Annotated in this window: 24 protein-coding genes; 6 read left to right on the top strand and 18 right to left on the bottom strand. The window is 55.0% G+C overall.

Features of this window, described 5'->3' with window-relative positions:
• Positions 1–126: 126 nt before the first annotated feature.
• From CUN67_RS04370 to CUN67_RS04355, 4 genes are all read right to left on the bottom strand, one after another.
• The gene (locus CUN67_RS04370; RefSeq protein WP_208714166.1) at positions 127–1,053 is read right to left on the bottom strand and encodes a PstS family phosphate ABC transporter substrate-binding protein; all 927 of its coding nucleotides are present in this window, start codon (positions 1,051–1,053) and stop codon (positions 127–129) included.
• A gap of 163 nt (positions 1,054–1,216) precedes the next feature.
• A complete protein-coding gene (gene phoR, locus CUN67_RS04365; RefSeq protein ID WP_208714165.1) occupies positions 1,217–2,530 on the bottom strand; it encodes a phosphate regulon sensor histidine kinase PhoR in 1,314 nt (437 codons plus the stop codon).
• A 14-nt stretch (positions 2,531–2,544) separates the two neighbouring features.
• Positions 2,545–3,234: a phosphate response regulator transcription factor PhoB gene (gene phoB, locus CUN67_RS04360; RefSeq protein WP_003852491.1), complete on the bottom strand. Its 690-nt coding sequence runs from the start codon at positions 3,232–3,234 to the stop codon at positions 2,545–2,547.
• Positions 3,235–3,498: 264 nt separating this feature from the next.
• Positions 3,499–4,428, bottom strand: a complete 930-nt coding sequence (locus CUN67_RS04355; RefSeq protein ID WP_208714164.1) for a hypothetical protein — start codon at positions 4,426–4,428, stop codon at positions 3,499–3,501.
• Positions 4,429–4,606: 178 nt separating this feature from the next.
• Between CUN67_RS04355 and sbcD the strand changes: the two genes are divergently transcribed.
• The 3 genes from sbcD (at position 4,607) to CUN67_RS04340 (ending at position 9,912) form a co-directional block, all read left to right on the top strand.
• On the top strand, positions 4,607–5,824 hold the full coding sequence (sbcD, locus tag CUN67_RS04350) for an exonuclease subunit SbcD (RefSeq protein ID WP_208714163.1): 1,218 nt from the start codon (positions 4,607–4,609) through the stop codon (positions 5,822–5,824).
• Positions 5,821–9,498, top strand: coding sequence for an AAA family ATPase (locus CUN67_RS04345; RefSeq protein WP_208714162.1), 3,678 nt, complete (start codon positions 5,821–5,823; stop codon positions 9,496–9,498). Before sbcD ends, CUN67_RS04345 begins: the two co-directional genes overlap by 4 nt.
• Positions 9,499–9,702: 204 nt before the next feature.
• Complete coding sequence (locus tag CUN67_RS04340; protein ID WP_013512484.1) at positions 9,703–9,912, top strand: YdgH/BhsA/McbA-like domain containing protein; 210 nt, start codon at positions 9,703–9,705, stop codon at positions 9,910–9,912.
• Between the two features lie 112 nt (positions 9,913–10,024).
• Here CUN67_RS04340 and CUN67_RS04335 read toward each other — a convergent pair whose 3' ends face one another.
• The 3 genes from CUN67_RS04335 to CUN67_RS04325 are packed head-to-tail and all read right to left on the bottom strand — an operon-like array spanning position 10,025 to position 11,726.
• Entirely contained in the window at positions 10,025–10,681 is a 657-nt protein-coding gene (locus CUN67_RS04335) for a DUF799 domain-containing protein (RefSeq protein ID WP_208714161.1), read from the bottom strand.
• Positions 10,678–11,037, bottom strand: coding sequence for a DUF4810 domain-containing protein (locus CUN67_RS04330; RefSeq protein WP_208714160.1), 360 nt, complete (start codon positions 11,035–11,037; stop codon positions 10,678–10,680). Before CUN67_RS04330 ends, CUN67_RS04335 begins: the two co-directional genes overlap by 4 nt.
• Positions 11,038–11,048: 11 nt before the next feature.
• The gene (locus tag CUN67_RS04325) at positions 11,049–11,726 is read right to left on the bottom strand and encodes a CsgG/HfaB family protein (RefSeq protein WP_208714159.1); all 678 of its coding nucleotides are present in this window, start codon (positions 11,724–11,726) and stop codon (positions 11,049–11,051) included.
• Positions 11,727–11,877: 151 nt separating this feature from the next.
• Between CUN67_RS04325 and CUN67_RS04320 the strand changes: the two genes are divergently transcribed.
• Positions 11,878–12,306 (top strand): cell envelope integrity TolA C-terminal domain-containing protein, encoded by a 429-nt coding sequence (locus CUN67_RS04320; RefSeq protein WP_208714158.1) that lies wholly within the window; start codon positions 11,878–11,880, stop codon positions 12,304–12,306.
• On the opposite strand, the gene qhpR is transcribed toward CUN67_RS04320, so the two are convergent.
• Complete coding sequence (gene qhpR, locus CUN67_RS04315) at positions 12,266–13,321, bottom strand: AraC-like transcriptional regulator QhpR (RefSeq protein WP_084873061.1); 1,056 nt, start codon at positions 13,319–13,321, stop codon at positions 12,266–12,268. The genes CUN67_RS04320 and qhpR overlap by 41 nt on opposite strands.
• A gap of 161 nt (positions 13,322–13,482) precedes the next feature.
• Positions 13,483–14,487: a phosphotransferase enzyme family protein gene (locus CUN67_RS04310; RefSeq protein WP_208714157.1), complete on the bottom strand. Its 1,005-nt coding sequence runs from the start codon at positions 14,485–14,487 to the stop codon at positions 13,483–13,485.
• 263 nt (positions 14,488–14,750) lie between these two features.
• On the opposite strand from CUN67_RS04310, the gene eat reads away from it, so the two are divergent.
• Entirely contained in the window at positions 14,751–16,115 is a 1,365-nt protein-coding gene (eat, locus tag CUN67_RS04305) for an ethanolamine permease (RefSeq protein ID WP_208714156.1), read from the top strand.
• A 57-nt stretch (positions 16,116–16,172) separates the two neighbouring features.
• Here eat and rdgC read toward each other — a convergent pair whose 3' ends face one another.
• Positions 16,173–17,084 carry a recombination-associated protein RdgC gene (gene rdgC, locus CUN67_RS04300; protein WP_208714155.1) on the bottom strand — a complete coding sequence of 304 codons (912 nt, stop codon included), beginning with the start codon at positions 17,082–17,084 and terminating at the stop codon, positions 16,173–16,175.
• A 145-nt stretch (positions 17,085–17,229) separates the two neighbouring features.
• Here rdgC and mak point away from each other — a divergent pair, with 145 nt between their 5' ends.
• Positions 17,230–18,141: a fructokinase gene (gene mak / locus CUN67_RS04295; protein ID WP_208714154.1), complete on the top strand. Its 912-nt coding sequence runs from the start codon at positions 17,230–17,232 to the stop codon at positions 18,139–18,141.
• A 161-nt stretch (positions 18,142–18,302) separates the two neighbouring features.
• Here mak and CUN67_RS04290 read toward each other — a convergent pair whose 3' ends face one another.
• The 8 genes from CUN67_RS04290 to aroL all read right to left on the bottom strand — a co-directional run bounded on the left by CUN67_RS04290 (position 18,303) and on the right by aroL (position 25,504).
• Complete coding sequence (locus tag CUN67_RS04290; protein WP_208714153.1) at positions 18,303–19,628, bottom strand: hypothetical protein; 1,326 nt, start codon at positions 19,626–19,628, stop codon at positions 18,303–18,305.
• 273 nt (positions 19,629–19,901) lie between these two features.
• Positions 19,902–20,186, bottom strand: a complete 285-nt coding sequence (gene ppnP, locus CUN67_RS04285) for a pyrimidine/purine nucleoside phosphorylase (protein ID WP_208714152.1) — start codon at positions 20,184–20,186, stop codon at positions 19,902–19,904.
• A gap of 104 nt (positions 20,187–20,290) precedes the next feature.
• On the bottom strand, positions 20,291–20,968 hold the full coding sequence (locus CUN67_RS04280; RefSeq protein WP_208714151.1) for an AroM family protein: 678 nt from the start codon (positions 20,966–20,968) through the stop codon (positions 20,291–20,293).
• Positions 20,969–20,970: 2 nt separating this feature from the next.
• The gene (locus CUN67_RS04275) at positions 20,971–21,903 is read right to left on the bottom strand and encodes a DUF1177 domain-containing protein (RefSeq protein ID WP_208714150.1); all 933 of its coding nucleotides are present in this window, start codon (positions 21,901–21,903) and stop codon (positions 20,971–20,973) included.
• Positions 21,904–21,917: 14 nt separating this feature from the next.
• On the bottom strand, positions 21,918–23,477 hold the full coding sequence (locus CUN67_RS04270) for an OPT/YSL family transporter (RefSeq protein ID WP_208714149.1): 1,560 nt from the start codon (positions 23,475–23,477) through the stop codon (positions 21,918–21,920).
• A gap of 159 nt (positions 23,478–23,636) precedes the next feature.
• Positions 23,637–24,389: an IclR family transcriptional regulator gene (locus tag CUN67_RS04265; protein ID WP_208714148.1), complete on the bottom strand. Its 753-nt coding sequence runs from the start codon at positions 24,387–24,389 to the stop codon at positions 23,637–23,639.
• A 282-nt stretch (positions 24,390–24,671) separates the two neighbouring features.
• Positions 24,672–24,863: a YaiA family protein gene (locus CUN67_RS04260; protein WP_208714147.1), complete on the bottom strand. Its 192-nt coding sequence runs from the start codon at positions 24,861–24,863 to the stop codon at positions 24,672–24,674.
• Positions 24,864–24,979: 116 nt separating this feature from the next.
• Positions 24,980–25,504, bottom strand: a complete 525-nt coding sequence (gene aroL / locus CUN67_RS04255) for a shikimate kinase AroL (protein ID WP_208714146.1) — start codon at positions 25,502–25,504, stop codon at positions 24,980–24,982.
• Positions 25,505–25,564 lie beyond the last annotated feature (60 nt).

Here is a 25,564-nt window from a genome sequence, read left to right as displayed (position 1 = left end):
TTCGCTCGGTTATTTTTAGCCATCTGGATGGCTATATGGCTAAGGAGAGTGACATGCTGCGCGGAAATGGGCAAACGAAGAAAATTCAGGTGACATGAAGAAAATTCATGATGCGATGTTCGTTCTTCAATTTCCCTCAATGGCCGCCCGCGCCTGGGCCATCTGGCTATCAGAAAGCGGCAGGTAGCCTGCTTCACTGACGCGGCGCTGGCCCTGTGGCGACAACACCTGATGCAGAAACGCAGAGACCAGCGGTGGCAACGGTTTGCCGGGTGCTTTGTTGACGTAGATATAAAGAGGACGTGACCACGGATAGCGTCCGCTGCGGATAGACTCCGCATCGGGCATCACGCTGTCGCCGCTGGCAGTCAACACCGGTAAGGTTTTTACGCCACTCAGATGAAAACCAAAGCTGGCATAGCCGATGCTGTTGGGCGTTGCCGCTACGGCCTGCACCACGGCTGCGGAGCCGGGAAATTCGGAGACATCGGCACGAAAATCGCCTTTGCACAGCACCTGTTGTTTGAAGAAACCCCAGGTACCGGAAGCTGAGTTGCGTCCATAACGCTGGATGCTGCGCTTTTCCCAGCCGGGAAGATTCAGTCCCACATCGCCCCAGCGCTGTGCGGCATGCGGCGCGCCACATAAACGCGTCACTGAAAACAGCGCATCGAGTTGCTGCGGTTCGATGTGCGTCAGCGGGTTGTCCTGATTCACTACCACCACCAGAGCATCCATCGCCACCGGCACTGCCAGCGGCGGGTAGCCGTAGCGTGTGGTAAACAGCTGACGTTCATCTGCCTGCATTGGCCGGCTCATCGGGCCAAGTTGCGCCGCCCCGGCAGCCAGCGCCGTGGGAGCGGTTGATGATCCCGCCGCCTGCACCTGCACATTCACCCCCGGTGACTGGCGGCTGAAATCTTCACCCCACAACGTCATCAGATAACCGATAGTATCGGACCCCACACTACTCAGATTGCCAGCCAGCATAGTTTGTTGTCCCTGTGCCAGGACAGAGAACGACAGCAAAATGAACAGCAGCAATGATTTCATGCGGGATTTCCGTGAGGACAATAGCGTAGCGCTCGTCTGTTAAAGCAACTGAACTGATTTGTAGCGGCGCGATTTATCGCGCTCTTTTGGCAAATGGCACCAAAACAACTGCGCGATAAATCGCGCCGCTACGGAAGGTACTTTAACTTAACGGCATATAAAATTATTGCGCCACATTCTCCCGTATCCCACTGGCGACAATCAACCGTGGCGGCAGGATAAAGCTGAAGCTTGTCTCCTGATGCGGCACGCTGCTGATCTCCAGCCGGGCGTTATGGTGACCAAGCGCATGTTTCACGATCGCCAGCCCCAGCCCGCTCCCCCCGGTGGCGCGTGAACGGGCTTTGTCCACCCGATAAAAGCGTTCGGTGAGACGGGGCAGATGTTCAGCACTGATACCAGGCCCGTTATCGCACACCTTAAACTCTGCGCCCTGCTTATTCCGCAGCCAGCTGATATCAATGCGCGTACCTTCCGGAGTATGGTTCACCGCGTTATACACCAGGTTGGAGATCGCGCTGCGCAGTTGCTCATCATTGCCAAGCACTTTGAGGTGCGGGTCGGTGTGGAAATGAATCTCGTGTCGCCCATGGCTGAGGGTTTCCGCCTCACGCTGCAACAGCAGCAACATGGTCGGCACATCAACGGTTTCTTTCAAATCAATGGCGGGGGCTGCCTCAATACGCGACAGCGTCAGCAGTTGTTTCACCAGGCTATCCATACGCCGGGTTTGCTCCTGCATGGTTTGCAACGCTTTATTGCGTGAACGTTCGTTCATCACCGAATCGTTCATCATTTCAAGGTAGCCCTGCAACACGGTGAGCGGCGTGCGCAGCTCATGGCTGACGTTGGCAAAGAAGCTACGTCGTGCGCCTTCCAGCTGGTGCATTTGCGTAACATCACGCGCCACCATCAGCCACTGGCCTTCGCTGTAAGGCATCACGCGAAACTCCATATGATGCTGATTATTCAGCACCAGGGTCAGGGGTTTGTTGAAATCACGCTGGCGAATATAGCGGGAGAACTCAGGATAGCGCAGCAGGTTGAGGATATTCTGGCCGTTATCCTCCGGCCAGCGCAGACCAAGATGCTGCTGCGCCAGACCGTTACACCAGAAAATGGAGCCCTCTTCCGTGGTCAGCACCACCGCATCCGGCAGCGATTCGGCCCCACTGCGAAAACGTTTGATCAGATTGCCCAACTCGCGGCGACGGCGGCGGTTGCGCAGTTGCATTTGATACAGGCCGTAAAACAACGGTTCCCAGCTGGCACGCCCGCCGGGCGGCGTCATGGATCGATCAACCCACAGCCAGTGCGACAGCCGCATCAGGTTCCAGAAGTGCCATAACAGCACGCCCAGCACCGTCGCCAGCAGCAGCCAGGGAAGATAACCAAACAGCAAACCGAGGATCAGTGCCGGCAGACAAGCCAGCACCAGCTCGGTTAATAATCTCTTCCAGGAGAGTCGTTCCAGCACGGTATAAACTCCGTTTAGTAGCGGGCAGAGAAACGATACCCTGTTCCGCGTACGGTTTGTACCATGCGGTCGTGGCCGGAGACCTCCAGCGCTTTACGTAAACGACGGATATGGACATCGACAGTGCGATCTTCGACATACACATTGGTGCCCCAGACATGGTTCAGCAGCTGTTCGCGGCTGTAAACACGTTCCGGGTGCGTCATAAAGAAATGCAGCAGTTTATATTCGGTCGGCCCCATTTCCAGCGGCGTGGTTTCTGACATCACGCGGTGCGATGAGGGGTCCAGGCTCAGTCCCTGCATCTCAATCACCTCTTCCACCGCCATCGGTGAAATACGGCGCATCACCGCTTTGATACGGGCCATCAGTTCTTTGGGAGAGAACGGTTTGGTGATGTAATCATCCGCGCCCACTTCCAGGCCACGTACACGATCTTCCTCTTCACCACGCGCCGTCAGCATCATTACCGGGATATCCCGTGTCATGGCTTCACGCTTCAGGTGTTTGATAAACTGGATACCACTACCACCGGGTAACATCCAGTCCAGCAAAATCAAATCTGGCCAGGGTTCAATCAGCTTCCCTACTGCGCTGTCATAATCTTCTGCCTCAATCGGCTGGTAATCGTTCTGTTCCAGCACGAAACATAACATTTCACGGATGGGAGCTTCGTCTTCCACAACCAAAATGCGCTTAGCCATTATTACTCCTGCTGATATGACGGCTGTCACTGAGATTTGCGGCGTCATTATGCGTCAGTTTTATGACACTTTTATGAAAAAACCAACGGGTGGCCAGGAGTATAAAAACAGAAATGTGACAGCAGAAACAGGATTTTTGGCGGGTAGCATACGAATATGCTTCTCAGGTAACTATTAAGAAAAAATGATTTTTTCCAGGCCGGGAAGTGTACCTTCCCGGCCCCTCAGCAGGGCGCTACCCCACAGCCGGTTAAACGACGTATTTTATACCTCAGGATCGTCATTCAGATCTATGTGGCGCACTAATTCTTCCATCTCCTCGCAGGACTGCGCTTTTTCCGCCATCTGTTCTTTTAACTCCGAGAACTTATCCGTTTCCAGCAGCTGATCGCGCATGCTGAGAAACTCCCCTTGCGAGATATCACCGGCAAAGAGCGGTGGGACGTCCGCTTGATCCCAGTAATAATTCGTACTCATCAGGAAAGAGATGGCCATGGCTTCATCTTCCGTTGTGACTTTCTGGCAGGCGGAAAGAATGGCGTCGAAAAAATCACGCAGAAAAGCCTTAACATCTTTAGGTCTGAAGGCATCCAGATAAAAGAAATGCGCGTTAGCACTACACATTTCACCTTCCTCAACATGGGGAACGGCTATCGTGGTCATTACCCCATAATTCGGCAGGCAATTTTCAGCGCGATAATTAAAATCGGGGTTCAGCACCATCGCTAAAAAATCTTCCCGTAACGATGTTAAATAGGCCGGAGAGGAGCCAACAGCAGGAGGATGGGCGATAAATACCCAACCGGGTGCGCGGTTGTAAAGCACCACATCATCGGTTTCGGATCTTCCTCTGGTGGTAACAGCCGTAGCGAAAAGATCGGCAGTATCCCCCGCAGGAACGACATCGGCACCGAAAGGCACTAAGGACGATGTTCTTCCTGTCGCCTTACCGTAAATCAGTTTTTCATAGTCTTCAGGCCGCAACGCGACGACCGCGCCTCCCTGAGCTTTTTCGGATGGACTGTTAATTGGCGTTTCTGTCTCATTCTGCCCCGGTACAGAACCCATGCGCAGTGCTGAATTGGTCACGGCGACAATCTGATCCCCTGCCGCTGAAGCAGTGGCGTGATCATCGGGTGCTGAACTCACCGTTGAGGGGAGTGTGGCAGATGAACTGCGGTTAACAGGAAACATATTTATCTCCTAACGTTGTCAGTGAGCTGCTATTTAACCCCTCATATTTTTCCGCGCTGAATAGTTAACTCCTGAGGAATTGATGATTTTTCCGCCGGAGTCGATCGGCTAATACGCATGTCAGTGGCAGTCTCAACCGTATATAATCGCCCCACGCGAAATCTGGCAGGGAGCATCCATGCGCATCATCCATACGGCGGACTGGCATCTGGGCCAGTTCTTTTACAGCAAGAGCCGCGCGGCGGAGCATCAGGCATTTCTCGACTGGCTGCGCCAGCAAATTGAGCAGCATCAGGTGGATGCGCTGATTATCGCCGGAGACCTGTTTGATACCGGCTCGCCGCCGAGCTACGCCCGTGAGATGTTTAACCGCTTTGTGGTGGCGTTACAGACCAGTGGCTGCCAACTGATTGTGCTGGCCGGTAACCACGATTCGGTCGCGACACTCAATGAATCCCGTGAACTGCTCGCCTGCCTGAATACCCAGGTCATCACCAGCGCGACGCCGCAGGGCGAACAACAGATCCTGACGCTGCGACAGCGCGACGGCACCCCAGGGGCACTGCTGTGCGCCATCCCTTATCTGCGCCCACGCGATATTTTGCGCAGCCAGGCCGGACAATCGGGACGGGAAAAACAGCTTTCACTGCTGGAAGCCATCGAGCAGCATTATCAGCACTGCTTTGCCGCCGCAGAGACGCAACGTGCAGCATTGGGTGGCCAGTTGCCGATTATCGCCACCGGCCATCTCACCACCGTGGGGGTGACCAAAAGTGATTCGGTACGCGATATCTATATTGGTACCCTGGATGCCTTCCCGGCCCAGGCCTTTCCCGCCGCGGATTACATCGCCCTCGGCCATATCCATCGTGCCCAACGCATTGCCGACAGCGACCATATTCGCTACAGCGGCTCTCCCATCCCGCTGAGTTTTGATGAGCTGGGGCGCGACAAAAGTGTGTTCCTGCTTGATTTCAGCGTGGGCCTTGATGCCGTGACACCGCTGACCATTCCACTGTTTCAGCCGATGCAGATGCTCAAAGGCTCGCTGGCGGAGATTGAACAGCAGCTGGCTGCCTTTAAAGATTTCGCTGCATCACAACCGGTGTGGCTGGATATTGAAATCACCACCCAGGAACATCTCAGCGATCTGCAACGGCGGATTGAGCAACTGACGGAAGGCTTGCCGGTAGAAGTGCTACTGGTACGTCGCAGCCGCGAGCAGCGTAGCCGCAGCCTGGCAAGACTGGATAATGAAACCCTGAGCGAGTTGCAGGTTGAAGAAGTGTTTGCGCGTCGCCTGGCGCTGGAAGAGGAGCTGGATGCGGAACAGGCTGCCCGGCTCACTCAACTGTTTCGCACCACCCTTGCCGCGCTGGAGAATCCTTCTGCATGAAAATCCTGACGCTGCGTTTTAAAAACCTCAACGCCCTGCGCGGTGAGTGGTTTATTGATTTTCGTCGCGAGCCTTTTGCCAGCAATGGCCTGTTCGCCATCACCGGTGCCACCGGCGCGGGTAAAACCACCCTGCTGGATGCCATTTGTCTGGCGCTTTATCACCAGACACCCCGCCTCGGCGTGTTGTCACAAACCCAGAACGAACTTATCACCCGCGATGCCGCTGAATGTCTGGCCGAGGTGGAGTTTGAAATCAAAGGTGAAGCCTGGCGTGCCTTCTGGAGCCAGAACCGCGCCCGTGGTCAGGCCGATGGCAAATTGCAGGCTCCGCGTGTTGAACTGGCACGCTGCGCTGATAACCAAATCGTTGCCGATAAAGTCGGTGACAAACTCCGGCTGATTGAAACCTTATCCGGCCTCGACTTCGCCCGTTTTACCCGTTCGATGATGCTGTCGCAGGGACAGTTCGCCGCCTTCCTCAATGCTAAACCCGGCGAACGCGCCGAACTGCTGGAGGAGCTGACCGGCACCGAGATTTATGGCCAAATCTCGATGCAGATTTTTGAACGTTACAAAACCGCGCGTACCGATCTTGATACCCTGCGCGCCCGTGCCGGTGGCATGGTGCTGCTGGATGAAGCCCGCCGGGCAGAGCTGACCTTGCAGCTGGAACAGCTCAACACCAGCGAACAGACGCTCAACCAGCAGCTGACCACCACCCAGCAACAGCAGCAGTGGTTAACCCAGTCCCAACAACTGGCTCATGAGCAACAGCAGGCGCAACAGGCATTGCACCATGCCGAGAGTGCATGGCAGCAGGCGGAAGCGGAACGCCAGCAACTGGCACGCGCCGAGCCCGCCGAAAAACTGCGCGATAAGCTGCAACAGCGTGAACAGTTGCGCCAGGAACTGGCTGCGCTGAAACAGCAATCGCAGCAGTTACAGCAACAACAACAGCAGGCGCTCGACGCTCAGCAACAGGGTGAAGTGCGTTATCAGGCGGCACAGCAGGCACGAGATCAGGCACAAACCGGCCAACAGCAACTGGAAATCTTGCTGACCGAGCAGGTCATCCCGCTTGATCAGCAGCTTGCTACCCTGCAACAGCAGATCACCGAACAACAACATCAGCTAGCCCAGCAGCAAAACGTGCTGCAACAAAGCACCACCGCACTCAGCCAGCAGCAGCAGGAGAGTGAACGCTTACAACAGCTTTGGGATGAGCAGCAGCAGTGGCGAACCGCACAGGCTGGTGTCGCCGACTGGGGCGAGCATCTGTCGCGCTGGCAGGCCGACATCGCGCGTCTGGATGAGCGCGAGCAGGCGGTTACGCTGCTGGAAAGCCAGTTAAAACAGCAGCAGCAACACCATGATAAACTGCAACAGGTGCACATCACCCGCCAGCAGGCTGCCGGACCGCTGCAGCAGGCAGACGCCGCAGCCAGCCAGGCGTGCCTGCAAGCGGAACAGGCCTTAGCCTCGCTGGAGGCCCAACATCCTCTCCAGCAGGTCCGTGACGCCCTGGCGTTACACCAGGCACAACGCCCTGCGCGCCAGCAGCTCACCCTGCTGGCGGCGCAGTGGCGCTCGCTACAACCGCAACACCAGCAACGTCAGCAAAAATTGTATTCACTGGCCCAGCAGCATCAGGTGGAAGAACAGATGCTTCAGGCGCTGCGCGAGGAGTGGAAGCGCGAGAACCAGGCGCTGCTTGATGTGCAAAAGATTTGCGACCTGGAACGCACCATCGCGCAACTGGCTGATGAGCGCGCCCGGCTGCAACCGGATCAACCTTGCCCATTGTGCGGTTCTTGCCAGCATCCGGCGATTGAACAATATCGCCAGCTGGAACCGGGTGAAAATCAGCAGCGGCTGGCCGCATTACAAATCCGTGTAGCGCAGTTAAAAGAGTCCGGCACCGCCAAAGGTGAGCAACAGCGGCAGTCGCTGCTGCAACAGCAGGCATTGCAGCAGGAGCTTAGCGATCTCGAACAACAAATCACGACGCTTCGCGAGCAATGGCAGAGGCTTACCGGTGAGCTGGCACTCACCTTCACGCTGGAACAACAGGACGACTTTGCTCACTGGCAGCAACAACAGGATCAGCAGGAGAAGCAACAGCAGCAGCAATGGCAGCAACTTGAGGCCGCAACACGCGCATTACAGCAAGCCAAAGACGCGCGGCAACAACATCAGCAGCAATGGCAGGCACATCAACAACAGCAGCAGCTGGCACAGCAGCAGATAACCAGCGCACAGCAAACGCTGAACGACATCAGCCAGCGCAGTGAAAGCGAACGCGCGGCCTGGCAGCAATTGACCCGGCAACTGGAACAACAGCTGGCACCGCACCAGCTCACCCTGCCCCCACGCGAAACACGCGCTAGCTGGCTGGAGACGTTGCAACAGCGCTGGCAAAAATGGCAGGAGAGTGAGCGGTTACTCACTACCCTGCAACCGCAGAGAGCCAAAGCCGAAAGCGAATACCACAACCTGCAACAAAACCATACGCGTGAGCAACAGCGGCTGGACACCCTGCAACAGGGACTGACCGGGCTACAGCAGCAACAGGCAGAACGACAACAGCAACGCCAGCAGTTGTTCGGCGATCGTCAGGTGCAGGCCGAGCGCCAGGCACAGCAGCTACTGATGCAGCAATGCGAGCGGGAACTGGCGCAGCAGTTGCAGGCGTGGCAGCAGGCACAAAGCGCGCTGCATAGCCTGAATGGGCAACGGGCGCAGATCGACCAGCAACAACAAACGTTGGCTGCGCGGGTACAGGATGCCGAAAGCACCTTCCTCAATGCATTACAACAAAGTGATTTCGCCGACGAGGCGGCACTGCGTGCTGCGCTGCTCGACGAACATCAGGCGCTGCAACTGCGTCAGCGTTTGCAGGCGCTGGAGCAACAGCGTCAGCAGCAAATCACCCTGACCCAGCAGCTGGAACAGCGGCTGAACGCGCATCAGCAGCTGCGCCCGGCAGAGCTGAGCGATGACATGGCAGCGGAGATTGATATCAGGCTGGAAAGCCTGCGCATGGCACTGCGCGACAATGCCCGCCATCAGGGCGAGGCACAGCAACAGTTGCAGAGTGACGCCAATCTGCGTCAACAGCAGCATGCCCTGCTGAGCCAAATCAGCGACAACGAAGCAGAACTGCAGCAGTGGAGCCAGCTCAATGAGTTAATTGGCTCAGCCAAAGGTGACAAATTCCGCCGTTTCGCTCAGGGCCTGACGCTCGATCATCTGGTGTGGCTGGCGAATCGTCAGCTCGATCGCCTGCATGGTCGCTATTTGCTGCAACGCCGCGCCAGTGATGAACTGGAGCTGGATGTGGTGGATACCTGGCAGGCCGATGCCACCCGCGATACCCGCACCTTGTCAGGTGGCGAGAGTTTTCTGGTGAGTCTGGCACTGGCGCTGGCCTTGTCCGATCTGGTCAGCCATAAAACGCGCATTGAATCGTTATTTCTCGATGAAGGCTTCGGCACGCTGGATGCCGAGACGCTGGATGCCGCGCTCGATGCGCTGGATGCACTGAACGCCAGCGGTAAAACCATCGGCGTCATCAGCCACGTCGAAGCCATGAAGGAACGCATTCCGGTGCAGATCAAGGTGCGTAAGATGAACGGCCTGGGTTACAGCAAACTGGAATTGCCAGGGGAATAAGCCAAAACAGCGTGATAAATCACGCCGCTACAACAGTATCTGCGTGTGTTGGTAGCGGTGCGATTCATTGCGCGCATTTTCATCAAATTTTTTGAACACTTTCAGCAAATCCCTCAGCTTTTACTCGCCGGCCAACAGGTCTATTCTCTCTCACATCGGGGCAAAACGCCCCACTCACTAAAAATTATCTCTGAGGAATTGACCATGAAATCTATCAAAACTTTCGTTGCAGTTGCGGCCCTGTCACTGGTTTCTTTCGGCAGCTTCGCACAGAGCATCACCGCTTCCGCTTCAACTCTGGATGGCGCAGAAGCCAAAATCGCTGCTCAGGCAGCACAGCAGGGTGCGCAGTACAAAATTACCGAAGCGAACACCAATAACCGTGTTCACATGACCGCAGAACTGTACAAATAACGGATGGTCGTACGGGGAAGTGCCGGAAAAGGTCGCCGCAAGGCGGCCTTTTCCGTCTCGGAGAGTTGCGCAATACATAAGGGAGCGGATACCCCGCTCCCTTTGCTATCACTTAACGCGCTGCCGTCACCGGACGACGCGGTCCCGCCAGCAGGCCGCCATCTTCGTTTTGCGCCAGCAAACGTGCGCTGGTCACACCGGCAATGGTGTGCGCTTTATCGGTGACATTGTTGGCGATCTGTTTCACCGCCGCCGACACCAGGATGCCGATGATGCCACCGCTATTATTGTTGCCATTCTCACCGTCATTGGCGGTGGCGCTGCCCTGCCACAGCTCCTTACCGGTACGCAAATCCACCAGACGCGCCGATGCCGATACCCTGGTGTTGCTGTCCACCACTAAATAACTGGTACCGTAATCGGTAATCGAAATATAAAGTGCGCTGTCAGCATGGAAAATATCGTGCAGACGCTGGGTACTTACCGCCTGAATATCATGACCATTGGTCAGACCGTTCTGCTGGAACGTCTCTTCCACCACCGCCACCGGGAACACGTAATAACCCGCTTCCGCCAGTGGCTGCGTCACCAGTGAAGTGAAGCTGTGCGCGGCATTGACATCCGGCGCTTTGTTTTCCGCTGGCAGCACCAGAATCGAGGCCGGTTTGCTGGCACGAAACGCGCTGTAGTCATAAGGTTTTTTATGCGGTGCACAGCCGGTCAGCAGCAGCGCGGTCAGCACAGCGAAGCCTGCAATCAGTTTGTTCACTGGGTTGCTCCTTTTTTCTTACTCATCAGAAAATCCATATACGGGGCGGATTCCGGGAACTGCTGCTTCTCAGCGGCAAACTGGCTGAACGCTTTATCGGTCTGACCGGTCTGGGCATACAGCAGACCCAGCTGCGCATGCAGGCCCGGCGCTACCGGTTTATTCACCGAACGGGCTTTTTCGATATCCAGATTCAGCGCATCAATCTGCTGCATCGGATCTTTATCCTTCTGGTAGTAGCTATAAATCTGCTGCTGGTAATCACCCCAGTAGTAAATCGGTTCCGGCCCTTTCGGTGCACAGCCCGCCAGCACGCCCGCAACAATCAGCGCGGCACTCAGTTTGATCAATTTCATCAGGAATATCCTTATTTCGCCGGACGCCATGCGCCGCTGGTAATGCCGTCAACCAGATGATCGACTGCTTCGCGGATCGCCAGATCCATCACTTTGCCGTTCAGCGTTGAGTCGTAGCTGGCGGTGCCGCCAAAACCAATCACTTCACGTGCGGAAAGCTGGTATTCGCCCGCGCCCTGTGCGCTGTAAACCACTTCAGAGGTGGTGACGTCGACCACATTGAGGTTGACCTTGGCGTAAGCGACCTGGGTTTTGCCGCGGCCCAGAATGCCCCACAGCTGCTGATCACCCACTTCTTTGCGACCAAACTCGGTGATATCGCCAGTGACGATATAGTTGGCCCCTTTGATGTTTTGCTGGCTGTGCTTAAAGTTCGCTTCCTGCTGCAGCTCTTTCAGGTTGCTGCGTTCCAGCACGTTAAAACGCCCGGTCTGCTGCAGATGGGTGATCAAAATGGTTTTTGACTGATTACCCAGACGATCCACACCATCAGAGAAGATGCCGTTCATATACGACGAACGGTTATCAAACTGACCTACCGCAATCGGGCTACGCACGCCCTGGTACGCCGGCTGGCTGGCGGCCCGCACCTGCGGGGCTTCGATGGCGCGCGAAGACTCAGTGGCACAGCCACTCAGCAGCGCTGCCGATAACAAGGAGAGTGCCGCGAAGGCATATTTTTTTTGCATTTCAGATCCATGAATAAAGAAGAGAAAACCGCACAGGGCGGCAAATTCTGGTTTTTCCGACAGTAAGACGATTGCCATAGCATTCAGAGAGTCGGTCTGTAGACTGTCGGCAGGGCACAATCAGATCTTTAGGGTTAACCACGGCATATTAATGAATTTAATTAATAGAATGGCGGGACTATTGGGCCTGCTAACCATTGGGGTGGCGCTCAGCGCCTGCCAGAATTCCTCATCACAACAACAGGATGAGGCTGCCAATCTGTGCCAGCCAGATAAGTCACCGGGCAGCGTATCCTGCAAATGGGCTGATGAAATGCAGCTGAAGCTGGCACATGATTTCCGCGATGCCAGCCATTATGCCGGTCAGCGTTGCCTGGTAAGGCTGGAGTGGGAGAAAAGCGGGCGCTATGCCGTCACCCAGACCCAGGGCGATGAGCCACTGTGTCTGCGTGCCTGGCAGTTGATTGGTCAGTCGAAAGGATTACCGCCGCCGCCCGATCGTGGGCAGCCAGCGTGGTTTGGCTTTGCGCCGCAGCAGGTTAATTTACCAATCCATCTTGCCGCCATTGACGCGGACTGATGCCAAACCAGCGACGGAACGCGCGTGAAAACGCGCTCACTTCGGAATACCCCAGCAACAGCGCCATTTCGGAAATCGGCAGCTGTTTCTGTTGCAGATAATGGGTGGCCATTTCGCACCGCACCTTGTCCACCAGCGCGGTGAAACTGATACCTTCTTCGCGCAACCGGCGTTGTAACGACCAGCTCGATAGCCCCATCTTGTCGGCTATCTCCTCCAGCACCGGCTCGCCCTGAATCAGTGACAGATTGACCTGCGACCGCGCCTGCTCCACCACGCTCTGCTGGCTGGCGCTGCTGTTGAGGCGGCGGATCGCATCCTGCATCACCATCAGCAGCATTGGATCCTGCTCCGGCATGGTACGTAACAGATCCCGTTTCGGGATCAATAACGAGTTGAAGGGTTGTTCGAACCACACCGGCGCATCAAAGACTTTACAATGTTCATGCCACTGCTCCGGGCGCGGATGCTCGAAGTGAACTTCACGCGGTGCCCAGTTTTTACCGGCCACATGACGGATCAGATTGAGAAACATGCCGAGCGTCAGCTCCGCATCCTGCCGACGTGACAGAATCGCCCCGTGGCGTACCTGATAATCCAGCCGCCAGCAATCGCCTTTATCCACCAGGCGCGTCAGAGTGTCGTGCTGATGCCACGGAAAGGCATTCACCACGTTATGCAGCGCCTGCTCCAGCGTCGGCGAACACAACCCAATGTAACCAATCAGGCCTAATGACTGCGGTTTGAACTGCCTGCCGTAGTGCAAACCGAAGTTATCAAAACCGGAATGTCGTGCCGCTTCTTCCATCACGCGGCAATAGTTCACCAGGCCCAGACTCAGGGTCGGGCTGGCGAGCAACTCTGAATCAATGCCGCTGATGCCAAAGATGCGATCCACATCACCGCCTTTACCGGTAATGAAGTCGCTCAGGCCAGTGGCCGCTGCTGCCAGCACGCCACGGTTACTGGCACTGGCATGCGCTGACAAGGCGTTGAACGCCTCGGGCTGTCTCATCAGTGAATTCATGCTGACCTCACAGGATACGCAGGAGTGAATCGAATTACCGTATCCAGCAATTTTCGTACCAGGCGGGCAACGCAGAAAAAGAGGCGGTTAGGGTGGTTAGCGGACGCGGCGAGCACTGTAACGGCGCAGCCACGCCCGCTGATGGTGCATCAGGCACCGACAGGCAGCTGGCTGTTCTCCAGATAGCGACGACACAGCCGTACTGAATGATCGGCCCAGCGCGGCCCGAGGCTCAGCGCCATTTCGGTTTCCGCATGGGAACCCATCCAGGCGGTCAGCTGAATACGGCGCTGGATCAGCAAGGTAGGCACCAGCGCCATTTCCGCATCAGTGATATGCCCCACCTGCTCGTAACCGCGGATCCAGTTATCCACCCACTCTTCTGCGCGTGGATGATGCTCAACAAAACTGATCGCTGCCGCCAGATCGTGCAGATACCAGCCGAGGCCGCAGTCATCAAAATCGATCACCCGGGTTTCCCCTTTGTGCAGCAGCAGGTTAGTGAGACGCAGATCGGCATGGATTAGACCATAACGATCCTCGCCTTTGCCAAAATCCTGCAACTCCTGCCCTATGCGCGCGATCGCCTGTTGCACGACATGATGATCGGCCGGATTCAGGTTAGGGGCATCCTGCCAGCGTCCCCAGTGGCTGTGATCGCTCACCATGGTGTGATGATCCCAGATGATGCGCTGGAAGCCCTGCGGTTTCTGCCAGCGCTTGCTGTGCTGGTGCAGACGTGCCGTGATGTGGCCGAGCTGCTGGAAGGCTTTGGGATCGACATCGGTGGTCGGCATATCGCCCTCGATCCAGTGAAACAGCACCGCATGGCGTACCTCTCCATCCGCCAGGCGCAGCGACAGCACGGTTTCACCATCACTGGCAGGGATCGCTTCCGGCACCATGATGCCGGTGTCACGCAGCGCGTCCAGCCATAGCAACTCGCTCTGGATATCCGCTTTGCTGTGGTAATCCGGACGATGCAGACGCAACGCATAACGTTTACCGCCTGCCAGCACCAGAAAGGTGGCGTTTTCAGAACGGCACAGCAGCTTCAGCTCGCCCTGTAGCGAGGCGGGATAGCAAGCCAGCGCCCGTTGCGCCAGCACAGTGATTTCAGCATTTGTCAGGGTGTCGGATTGTTTGGCACTCATTCATCAGGCTCCAGGGATGACAACAGTGTTATCAGCATGGGATGACGTCGTCCTGACTGCTTGACCGCAGATGACCCAAAGTTGACCGCAGCGTGCATCTGGCACTTTTCTTGCGTCAGAGTTGACCGTGGAGGACAAAACTCACTGCGCCTGCGTCAAGTTTTCCCGTAACAGGCAGCGGCATTATCCCCTTCACTGTAGCGCAAACGATAAACCGGCGCGGTGAAGTTACCGCACTCAACAAAAACGACGGGGATAAGATTATGACGAGCAAGCTCAAACCCACCCTGGGAACCCTGCATCTTTGGGGTATCGCGGTTGGCCTGGTCATTTCCGGGGAGTATTTCGGCTGGAGTTATGGCTGGGGCGTAGCAGGGACGCTGGGATTTCTCATTACCACGGCGCTGATCGCCACCATGTACACCTGTTTTATTTTCAGCTTCACCGAACTGACCACCGCGATCCCGCATGCCGGTGGTCCGTTTGCCTATAGCCGCCGTGCCTTTGGTGAAACCGGTGGCCTGATTGCCGGCCTGGCAACCCTGATTGAGTTCGTGTTTGCTCCCCCGGCCATCGCCATGGCGATTGGTGCCTATCTCAATGTGCAATACCCGGAACTCAACCCCAAAACCGCTGCGGTCGGGGCTTATGTGGTGTTTATGACGCTGAATATTCTCGGCGTGAAACTGGCAGCGATGTTTGAGCTGGTGGTCACGGTGCTGGCGGTGCTGGAACTGCTGGTGTTTATGGGCGTAGTTTCACCTGGCTTCAGCATTGCCAATTTCGCCGCCAACGGCTGGGCGGGCAGTGAACATTTTGGCATGCCTGCCCTGTCTGGCATTTTTGCGGCCATTCCGTTTGCTATCTGGTTCTTCCTCGCCATTGAAGGGGCCGCGATGGCCGCTGAAGAAGCGAAAGATCCGAAACGCACCATTCCCAAAGCCTACATCACCGGTATTTTGACGCTGGTGGTATTGGCGATTGGCGTGATGCTGCTGGCGGGCGGTGCCGGTGACTGGCGCAAACTGTCGGACATCAACGACCCACTGCCGCAGGCGATGAAGATGATTGTCGGCGAAAACTCCAACTGGATGCATATGCTGGTGTGGATCGGCCTGTTCGGCCTGGTTGCCAGCTTCCACGGCATTATTCTTGGCTATTCACGTCAATTCTTTGCGCTGGCACGTGCCGGATATCTGCCGCAAAGCCTGGCAAAACTGTCACGCTTCCAGACGCCACATCGCGCCATTATTGCCGGAGGCCTGATTGGTATTGCGGCGATTTACAGTGACGGCTGGATTAACCTGCAAGGTATGAGTCTGACGGCAGCCATGATCACCATGGCGGTATTTGGTGCGATTGTGATGTACCTGATGAGCATGCTGAGTCTGTTTAAACTTCGTCGTATCGCACCCGAAATGGAACGCAGCTTCCATGCGCCGGGCTATCCGATTGTGCCAGGTATCGCGCTGGTGTTGTCGCTGGTGTGTTTAGTGGCGATGCTGTGGTTTAACCCGGTGATTGGCGGCCTGTTTGTGGCGATTATGGCAGTGGGTTATGTTTACTTCCTTGCCACGAAAGCGCAACGCGACAACGCCCCACAGGATTCAATGCTGGTGGGTGAATAACCTTAACATTACGTAGCAGCGCGATTTATCGCGCCGCTACGAATTAGGATGTCACCCTTAACGCTGGGCTTCTCCGCCTAACGCTTCTACCAGGTTACTAATCAACGCCGCCAGTTCGCTGGTCATCAGGATAAAATCTGCATCGAAACGCTGAGCAAAATCATCACGATCGATATCGTCATTCTGCTCACGCAGTGTGTCGCTGAATTTCAGACGTTTCACCGATGCGTCATCGGCGATAACAAACTGAATCCGTTCCTGCCAGTCGAGCGCCAGTTTGGTCACCACTTTCCCGGCTTCGATATGGGTCGCAATTTCGTCTGATACCAGATCCTGCTTTTTACAGCGAATCACGCCACCTTCTTCCAGCAACGCTTTCAACTCGGCTTCATCCATCAGGGCAAAACCAGCGGGCAGTTCACCGGAACGCACCCACTCGGTCAGCGTCATTTCAATCGGTTTTTCCAGTGTCAGCGGCACAACCGGCAGCGACCCCAGGCTTTTACGCAGCAGTGCCAGCGTGTCTTCGGCTTTTTTCGCGCTGGCGCAATCAACGATAATCAGGTTGTTAACGGTGTCGATCCACATAAAAGTCTGGCTGAAGCGGCTAAAAGCACGCGGCAGCAAACTATGCAGCACTTCATCTTTCAGCGAATCTTTTTCGGTCTTTTTCAGCTTGCGGCTCTGTTCCGCTTCAAGCTTGTCAATTTTGGCTTCCAGTGCCTGCTTCACCACGGGAGAAGGCAGGATTTTCTGCTCGGTACGTGCACAGATCACAATCTGACCATTAATCACGTGCGTCAGCGCCTCACTGCGGTTACCCATGGGGGAAACCCAACCGGTTTTGGCCATATCCTGGCTACCACAGGGGGAAAAGGTGAAGGCGTCGAGCTGTTTTTCCAGATCGTCTGCGGACAGCGGGATGTCACGATTCAGACGATAAACCATCATATTTTTAAACCACAACATCGGGATTCCTTACCGGGGGTGCGATCGGATGCACAAGTCTACAAGTCAGCGCGCATGATAGCGAAACATCGGATGGGTTTCATTGCCTTTACCGAAACGGCCTTCTACTGTATCTCTCACCAGAACGAATAATGAGGAATAAAACGTGCGTATTGGTATCGATTTAGGCGGCACTAAAATTGAAGTGATTGCGCTGTCAGACCAGGGGCAGGAGCTGTTTCGTCACCGCGTGAATACCCCGCGTGATGACTATGGTGCCACGGTTCAGGCGATCGTCGATCTGGTAAAACTGGCGGAAGAAAAGACCGGACAGCAAGGTACGGTAGGACTGGGCATTCCCGGCACCCTTTCGCCCTATACCCAGCGGGTGAAAAATGCCAACTCCACCTGGCTGAACGGACAACCGTTGGATAAAGATCTGGCACGGGCGCTCAATCGTGACGTGCGTATCGCCAACGACGCAAATTGTCTGGCGGTATCCGAAGCGGTGGATGGTGCCGGTGCCGGACAACCGCTGGTGTTTGCGGTGATTATCGGCACAGGTTCTGGTGCAGGCGTGGCAATAAACGGTGAGTCGCGTATCGGCGGCAATGGTAATGCCGGTGAATGGGGCCATAACCCGCTCCCGTGGATGGATGAGGATGAACTGCGTTATCGCGCGGAAGTGCCGTGTTATTGCGGCTTGCAGGGCTGCATCGAGACCTTTGTCTCTGGTACAGGTTTTGCCATTGATTATCAGCGGCTGAGTGGGCAAGCGCTGAAAGGGGCGGAGATCATTAAGCTGCTTGAGCAACAGGATCCGGTGGCCGAGCTGGCAATGCACCGTTATGAAATGCGTCTGGCGAAATCGCTGGCGCAGGTGGTGAATTTGCTCGATCCGGATGTGATTGTGCTGGGCGGTGGCATGAGTAATAACGATCGGTTGTATCAGACCGTACCGACGCTGATGAAGCAGTGGGTATTTGGTCGGGAGTGCGAAACTCCGGTACTCAAAGCGGTACATGGCGATTCCAGCGGTGTACGTGGTGCCGCATGGCTATGGCCCGTGAAAGAATAAAGGGGAAGCTGTGATGTCGCGGCGCGATTTATCGCGCGGTGTTTTGACGCATCGCGCAGTTTTTTGATATATCGCACATTTATTTCCGATATCGCACACGAAGCAGCGCGATAAATCGCGCCGCTACGAGCCTGTTCAATTCAGTAAGAAAACTGATTCATCTAATATTCAGGTTCATTCTCCACATACACTGGATTTATTTTCCTGCCTGCATTATCAACAATGATGGCCTTTTTCTCGCGTGCAATAGCCAGCATAATTTCATCACGTAGGCTATGGTAATAGTCGTTTAACTCTTCTACCGGAGGGAGGCATAAAACACTATCTTCATCGATGGTTTCCATTACACCATTCAAACCATCAATTTTCTCCCTGAGCTTCTTATAGCGTAAATAATGATACGCCTGGCTCTCTTCAAAAATACGTGCACATTCTTTTATTTCTTTTTTCAGCTCCTCTAAGAAATCATCATCAGAACTTCGGACCGACAACTTTCTATTCCTGTCATTCTCCACCGCTAAATAATCAGAATGATTGAATGGAATAACAAAACCCTCAAGCTTGCTATTCTGAAGTTCCCGCGCAGTCCATGTCTGGATGATGATGGGTGGTTTAGCCTTTTGACAAAGGTGGTGGTTGCTTATCTGCGCTTTTAGCGTAAAGGCAGAAGGATTAGGCCTTCGTCTGTCATTTTCCCTGGTGCGGCTTTCATCAAATTGGTTATAAAAGTTATCTACTTTAACTTGCAAATTCTCTGCTTTCCTGTCCTTTGCCGTTTTTATAATAACAACCGGTTCGAGTGGGACAGGTGGCCTGGACGCGTCTTCACCATCAGAAATAATGTCGCACCCTGAGTCACTGCCGGACAACGAGGATGTCTCTCCGATATCCTTCGGCAATGTACGACGTTCTGAAGCAGGAGATGGGGATGGGGATGCATCCTCGTTATCCCATAAATCAGTTTCTCCTGCTTCAATTTTATCCAATATCTTTTCCAGCGTGATATCTGAGGGATACTTGTTCATTTTACTAACTTTCGTAATAAACCGCGCTAAGTCATCGTAATATCCTACATGCTGGATGACCGTTTTGGATTTTGACGCAGGTTTCTTCTGCATAGTTTTAATAGCAGCCTTTTCAGGGGAATAGCTGGCAGCTTTATTAAACTTAAGACTGGGAATATGTATCTTCCCGCTAAAGGGTGAGAAAAAACCTCTTGTTAGCTTAACCGGTGCCGGTTTGACAACAGGCTCGGAAAGTGGCGGCACCGTCTTACCGAACCAGCGTTTATTTGCCGGAGGCAATTCATTGAGACTGACACGCGAATTAACCTTATGCTTAAATGAATCCGGTCGTTCCTTGCATGCTGCACAGAGAACATGGGTAATAAAACCAGCCAATGACGGTGATGCTTCAGAGTATTTTGTATCAGAACGAATAACAGGTTCTGGTAAAATAGGTGCTGTGTATATTCGACCAATCGACATGCTAAGCTCCTTTTTAGAATCATTATCCAGTGAACGGGGTCATTTTTAATACAGATAAAATCAATATGCAACCAACTTATTTGCCAGAAAATTTAACATAACGGCGAGTTAATTAATGATTCAACTAATTAAACTTAATTCATCTGCTTGAAAAGCGTCAAATAAAAGAGAAATAATTATTTTAAATTGAAGATAGAATAAAAAATTAAAATTACAAATTTTGTGAGGTGAATCGGACAAAAAAGGCCGCAATCTGCGGCCTGGGGCAAGGGCTTACAGATAGCGGCACAGATAGGAGGTTGGCTCAGCGACCTGAAGATGGAACTCGCTCTGGCCCGGCACGTTGAACACGCTACCCGCTTCATACCATTTCCATTCGGTTTCACCCGGCAGCAGGACTTTCAGTGCACCGCTGACAACCGTCATCTCTTCCGGCTGCCCTGTACCGAAGGTGTATTCACCTTCCGCCATCACGCCCACGCTTGCGCGCCCAATGGTGACACTATCGAAACCAATGGACTTCACTTTTCCGTCAAAATACTCACTCACGTTGAGCATGTCACTTCCTCACAGCACATTAGGTTGACTGGCAGATTACAAGGGAACTCGCTGATCTGTCACGCGAAATGACAGGTGGTCTCGCAAGTTGTGATCCTTGTGGATTAAACGATCAATTCCGCCGCCAGTTTGGCAACCAGCACATTAGACAGCAAGACCGGAATCCCCAGCATCTTCTGCAGAAAATCACGATGCTTCTGGTGATAACCGATGCAATCCAGTACCACCACATCAGCCCCCTGCTCCTGTAACGACAGGCCCGCCTCAATCAAATCTGCCTGCTGCGCCAGATAAGGACTGGCGACAGCAAAACAGGGGGGAGTACCGAGGTTGCGCCATTTGCTGGCCTGCTCGACAATCTGTTCTTCCACCGGCACCACGATCCCCACTTTGTGCCCCTGCACAATCGCTCCCACCAGCGGTGGAATGATGCGATCCGGCTCCAGTAACAACGCTTTGTGTGTTTTCAAAGCACCAAACTCTCCGGTGCACAGCAGCAGGATGGTGTCGTACCCCTGCTCCTCCAGCGCGTAGATTTTCTGCTGCAATCCCTGCTCCACCTGACGTGCTGCAAGGCGTACCTGCTGCCCGTCCTGCATCCGTGAGACCAGCACTTTCTCACCGGCAGCCGGTGTGTAGTTCTGCTCCACTTCCGCCAGAGAGAGACCGTCGAGTAAACCGGCGTGCGCCACCTGCCCGGCGGGCAGATAATCCTGCAACAGCGGCAGAATATCGCTGCGCGGTGACTGACCGATGGTCAGGGTTACCAGAGATGTTTTCATACTTAAGATTTCCGGGCACGCAAATGACTGAGGCTACCATACAAAGATAGCAGCACAGCGTACTCCTGCGCGTCGTAGAAATGGCAGGTTTCACGCCCAAACTCTTTTGCCACTTCCACAGCAAATTTGACCGTACTGGCGATATCCACTTCGTGGCTGGCGCCGGTGCCACAGCCCGGCACCACCGACTCAGCGCAAATCGCTACGCCGACGACGGGCACATCCGTGGCAGTTGAGGGTTGCAGAATGCTGTTGAGGTGATAAACCCCGTTGCCATATGGCGTGATATCCTGGGTGGTGATGGGGAAAGTCACTGCCGGACGGCCACTGGTCATCTCCATAATGCGCAGCAAATCTTCCGAGACGCGCAGAATGTAGCCCTCTTTCACCGTCGGTGACAGGGCATAACCTTTGTGATTCAGGATGCGGTTGCCTTTGGTGGTATCGATGGAGAGGATAGCATCCACTCCGGCCACCACTTCATTGTCGTTCATGGTCACGTCATCGATCGGTGAATCCATAAAATCCACCGGCTCATGCGGACGTGTCGGCGCATCCGGACAGATATGGGTCGTAATGATTACGTCACCGGCCAGCACATCGCCTTTGGTTTGCATCTGTGCCAGTTTCAGTGCGCTGCTGATGGCCGCCACGGCACCGTCAGCATCCGACACCATGCCAATACGCGTCGGACGGGCACCAATCCCACCGAGACGCCCAATAATACCGAGGGTCGGCGCACTGCCTCCCTGGCTTTTACCTTTGGCTCCGGGGATATCGATGCGTACAAAGTCGGTGCGCCCCTTTGGGCCGCTGACACGTTTGGTGCTGGCGCTGACGCCAGGATAGGCGGCAAACAGGTCAACCACCTGCTGACCATCAACAAAGGCGCTATCGAGTAACTCAAAGACCTGCAATGTCTGCTGTAAACTCATGTTGGATTCCCTGGTTATTTCTTACTGCTACTGGCAAAAAGTGAATGGAAGAAGCTGTAGAGCGCATCACCGGCGATAAAGCCTGCCGCCATCACCTCCATCGGTGAACGACCGCGCTCGCCCCACACGCGCAGGATCAGGATGCGTAACGCAATCCCCACCAGCACCGCCCAGCCAGCGGCGGCATTGTTAATCAGCAGGCCGGTAGCCAGCAGCACGCCGAGCTGACGCTTCGGCCCGCCAATCAGCTGAATGATCGCGCCGGGAATGGCCCAAATCAGCAAATTACCCGCAATACCCGGCTCCGCACCGGCCTGAATGGTTTTGGCGTAAACACGGGCTACCGGCGGCAACAGGTTTTCTGCAAAGAACAAAGTATGGGCATACCACACCACCGGAATGGCGATCACAAAAGCGATCATCGCCGCAATCAGCTGAATGCGACGGCCCCACAATTCCTGCTCGATATCCGCACCGTTGCCGCGCAGGATAAAACCGGCTTTCAGGTCATAACCCATGTCGGCAAAGGCCGGACCGGTCGCGGCGGTAAAGCCACACAGCAGACACAGCGCCAGCGGCGGGAAGCCGAGCAAAATACCGAGGATCAGGGTAATCAGCGCCACCGCAAAAGCCGGGAACCAGCCGGAGTGCATCGCGGCAATACCGACGATCAATTCATGAACAAAGGCAGCAAAGGCGGCGTAAACGATAAACAGCACCAGCATCGGCAGGCCCATCTGGCTCCACAAGCCGCCTGCCAGCGCCAGCAGCGCGGAAATGACGATATAGCCGACGGTGCCGAAACCGAGCGAACGTTTTACTTCGCTGTCGCTGCGGCTGACGTTGAGCGCATCATTACGGCGACTGCGGATCACCTGCACCACCTGAATCAGCGCCACCACACCGGCACCCACCATCACCCCGTGCGGAATATACAGCGCGTTGATATCGATACCCGCCACTGGCTGGGAATAGGCGCGCAACAGGAAACCCACGCCCAGCATGCTCAGCGCCCAGATATTGCCGATAAACGCCGTGCCAAATGCCGACATCGGGATCTTCAGCATCGAACCCACTATCCCGCCGACAATCCCCACCACCAGCAGCCACGCCTGACGGCCTCCTTTGTCACCGGCTTTGATCGCTTCCGCTGCTGCCACCCCCGGCGGCCAGGCATTGCTGGCCGGGAATATACGGGTATCGAACAGGCGATACAGCAGATAAGCGTCCAGCAACATCGCCGCACTGACTCCGACAAACAGCGGCAGCACCAGCTGCGGCTCGCCCAGCGCCCAGGGCACCGCAATTGGCATCAGCAGGCTGTTGGCGGCACCAAAGGTCGCAGATGAAATGGCGGTTTGCGCCAGGTTCTGCACTTCCACCGAGCGATAACGACGAAACCATTGCAATGGAATGCGCGCCAGCAACATGGCAAACAGCGCGCCGATAATAGACGTATTGGGGGTGACCCCGATGGTAGTAATTAATTGCACGCCAATGATCGCGCCCGCAACGGACAACAACACCAGCATTAAGCCGACTCCGACACTTTTTATTGGATTATGGTGACGCATGTTATTCCCCGTATTTTCACCCTGGCGAAAACGTTATTACGCACCGCCCGTCACGCGGGACAGCGGCGTTTTGTTAAATATCGTTCCCTGATGGTTGAAATAAGCAGGCCCGCAGGCCTGTTATTTCCCTGGTGTGGCGCGAAGTATTACGCCGTTAAATCATGCGCCATATTTTTCGGCCATCAGGGCCGCAGTGGCGCGCAATTCATTGAGCAGCGCTTCCGGATAGCCGGGAGCGGCTTCTTGTGAAAGAAATGAGAGGCAGAGTGCAACACTTTCACCGCGGTGCTTATTGGTGACGGCTACCGCTATTGAGCTGATGCCTGGCAGCGTTTCGTTACGCGCCAGCGCCCAACCCTGCTGGCGTATGGTCGCCAGTTCAGCGCACAGCGCATCAGGATCGAGCGGTGAATTCTGTGAGGCGGCATGCCATTCACTGGCAAAACGTTCGCGTACCACTTCGTCGCTGCTTTGCGCCAGCAGCACACGCCCGGTAGAGGTACCCGCCGCTGGCATACGGGTGCCAGGTGGCGTGATTAACTGAGTAAACAGGCGACCGTGGTACATGCGCATCACGATGATGTCGTGCCCATCCAGCACCGAGATATAGCCCATGCAGCCGGTGCTGGCTGCCAGCCGAGCCATGGCACCAGAGGCGCTATCCACCAGCGGCGTTGAAAGATAATGTCCCGCCACCGACAGCAGCACGCGGCCAATATGGAAACAACGACTATCAGGATCGCGCTCCAGTAACCCCTGGCTTTCCATCGTCGCCAGCAAACGGGAAACGGTACTTTTCGGCAGATCCAACGCGTCAACCACCTCGGTAAAGGTGAGGCCAGGATGCCCCTGCGTCACGCCAAAGCGCTGGAACAATTTAAGCACGGCGGCAGCATTTTCGAGTGTCGTCATCGAGGGTAGTTTCACTATTTGGAACTAAGTTCCTGAATCAATACCCCGAAAGTAAAACGTCAGGTTTTTGTGGTCAAGCGCAAATTTTGTACCGGCCAAATCAGCGGGAAATTAATGCAGCATAAAATGAGGAATAAAGTTAAAACTTAATGATTTTATCAGGCAGGATAAATTGAATGCAGGAAAGGGCGTCACTTTGCGCCAGGTTTACAGTTATTTCGCGTGAATGAAAAAATACGCTGAGTGAAGCAACATAATAACCGGCATCCCTGCCAGCCGATATTACTCTTTTTCCACATCCTCGTAGCGAAGTTTGGCATCCTGCGCTTCAGCTGCAGTTTTATGTTCGCTGATTAGCGAATCCGGACGTGGATGATCGGCGCGTAATTCGTACCAGGTCACCGAGTTGCCCGGCGTGCCTTTTTCAACGGCAACGACACGGGCGTGCCGTGGATAGGGTGGTCTTGATGGCATACATTTCCCTCCTGGGTATGTCAGTTATCCAAACGGACAGCAACAATCCCCTGCCCGTCCTTAAGTATAGACAAGCGGGGATCGTTGCAATTTAAACAGGGAGAAATCTGACGGGATTAGCTGGCGCGGGCCAGAGACAGTGAACGGAGGATCTCTTCAACCACCAATTCCGGCGACTGCATCGCATTGACTTCATGATGGGCCGATTGATGGTACAAATGCGCGCGCTGACGCAAAATATCGCCCATCTCTTCCGCAATCGGACGCCCGGTCAGTGTCGGGCGCTGATCCGCGTCCGGCTGACGTTCCAGACGATCTGCCAGCACACTCGAAGGGGCATTCAGCCAAATCACCTGACCGTGCTCGCGCATAAAGCGACGATTCACCTCTGCCAGCACCATGCCGCCACCGGTGGCAATGATGGTGCAAGGGGCAGTTACCGCCTGAAGTGATTCGGTTTCCCGCGCACGAAAGCTGTCCCAGCCTTCAGCAGTAACGATTTCGGCGACGCTGCGCTGGGTGACAGTTTGCAGGTGATGGTCGGTATCGCAAAAGGCGTAGCCGAGTGCCTCGGACAGCGCCTGGCCAATGGTGGTTTTACCGCAACCGCGTGCGCCGATCAGATAGATGGGTAATGACATCCTGGCTCATCCTCCGCCGTGTTTTGCCGCACGGGCAACGTCATCAGGTCAATATTGCGT

This window comes from Pantoea cypripedii (assembly GCF_011395035.1).
Lineage (GTDB): Bacteria > Pseudomonadota > Gammaproteobacteria > Enterobacterales > Enterobacteriaceae > Pantoea > Pantoea cypripedii_A.
This window is presented reverse-complemented; position numbering and strand designations above follow the sequence as displayed.

What these genes read in the sequence shown, in the direction of transcription:
- CUN67_RS04345 (WP_208714162.1), top strand. Translation starts at nt 5,821, where the DNA reads ATGAAAATCCTGACGCTGCGTTTTAAAAACCTCAACGCCCTGCGCGGT.
- CUN67_RS04355 (WP_208714164.1), bottom strand. Translation starts at nt 4,428, where the DNA reads ATGTTTCCTGTTAACCGCAGTTCATCTGCCACACTCCCCTCAACGGTG.
- CUN67_RS04260 (WP_208714147.1), bottom strand. Translation starts at nt 24,863, where the DNA reads ATGCCATCAAGACCACCCTATCCACGGCACGCCCGTGTCGTTGCCGTT.
- sbcD (WP_208714163.1), top strand. Translation starts at nt 4,607, where the DNA reads ATGCGCATCATCCATACGGCGGACTGGCATCTGGGCCAGTTCTTTTAC.
- CUN67_RS04330 (WP_208714160.1), bottom strand. Translation starts at nt 11,037, where the DNA reads ATGAAATTGATCAAACTGAGTGCCGCGCTGATTGTTGCGGGCGTGCTG.
- qhpR (WP_084873061.1), bottom strand. Translation starts at nt 13,321, where the DNA reads ATGAGACAGCCCGAGGCGTTCAACGCCTTGTCAGCGCATGCCAGTGCC.
- ppnP (WP_208714152.1), bottom strand. Translation starts at nt 20,186, where the DNA reads ATGCTCAACGTGAGTGAGTATTTTGACGGAAAAGTGAAGTCCATTGGT.
- CUN67_RS04310 (WP_208714157.1), bottom strand. Translation starts at nt 14,487, where the DNA reads ATGAGTGCCAAACAATCCGACACCCTGACAAATGCTGAAATCACTGTG.
- CUN67_RS04290 (WP_208714153.1), bottom strand. Translation starts at nt 19,628, where the DNA reads ATGTCGATTGGTCGAATATACACAGCACCTATTTTACCAGAACCTGTT.
- CUN67_RS04325 (WP_208714159.1), bottom strand. Translation starts at nt 11,726, where the DNA reads ATGCAAAAAAAATATGCCTTCGCGGCACTCTCCTTGTTATCGGCAGCG.
- phoB (WP_003852491.1), bottom strand. Translation starts at nt 3,234, where the DNA reads ATGGCTAAGCGCATTTTGGTTGTGGAAGACGAAGCTCCCATCCGTGAA.
- CUN67_RS04265 (WP_208714148.1), bottom strand. Translation starts at nt 24,389, where the DNA reads ATGACGACACTCGAAAATGCTGCCGCCGTGCTTAAATTGTTCCAGCGC.
- aroL (WP_208714146.1), bottom strand. Translation starts at nt 25,504, where the DNA reads ATGTCATTACCCATCTATCTGATCGGCGCACGCGGTTGCGGTAAAACC.
- CUN67_RS04320 (WP_208714158.1), top strand. Translation starts at nt 11,878, where the DNA reads ATGAATTTAATTAATAGAATGGCGGGACTATTGGGCCTGCTAACCATT.
- eat (WP_208714156.1), top strand. Translation starts at nt 14,751, where the DNA reads ATGACGAGCAAGCTCAAACCCACCCTGGGAACCCTGCATCTTTGGGGT.
- CUN67_RS04275 (WP_208714150.1), bottom strand. Translation starts at nt 21,903, where the DNA reads ATGAGTTTACAGCAGACATTGCAGGTCTTTGAGTTACTCGATAGCGCC.
- CUN67_RS04340 (WP_013512484.1), top strand. Translation starts at nt 9,703, where the DNA reads ATGAAATCTATCAAAACTTTCGTTGCAGTTGCGGCCCTGTCACTGGTT.
- CUN67_RS04270 (WP_208714149.1), bottom strand. Translation starts at nt 23,477, where the DNA reads ATGCGTCACCATAATCCAATAAAAAGTGTCGGAGTCGGCTTAATGCTG.
- rdgC (WP_208714155.1), bottom strand. Translation starts at nt 17,084, where the DNA reads ATGTTGTGGTTTAAAAATATGATGGTTTATCGTCTGAATCGTGACATC.
- CUN67_RS04370 (WP_208714166.1), bottom strand. Translation starts at nt 1,053, where the DNA reads ATGAAATCATTGCTGCTGTTCATTTTGCTGTCGTTCTCTGTCCTGGCA.
- CUN67_RS04280 (WP_208714151.1), bottom strand. Translation starts at nt 20,968, where the DNA reads ATGAAAACATCTCTGGTAACCCTGACCATCGGTCAGTCACCGCGCAGC.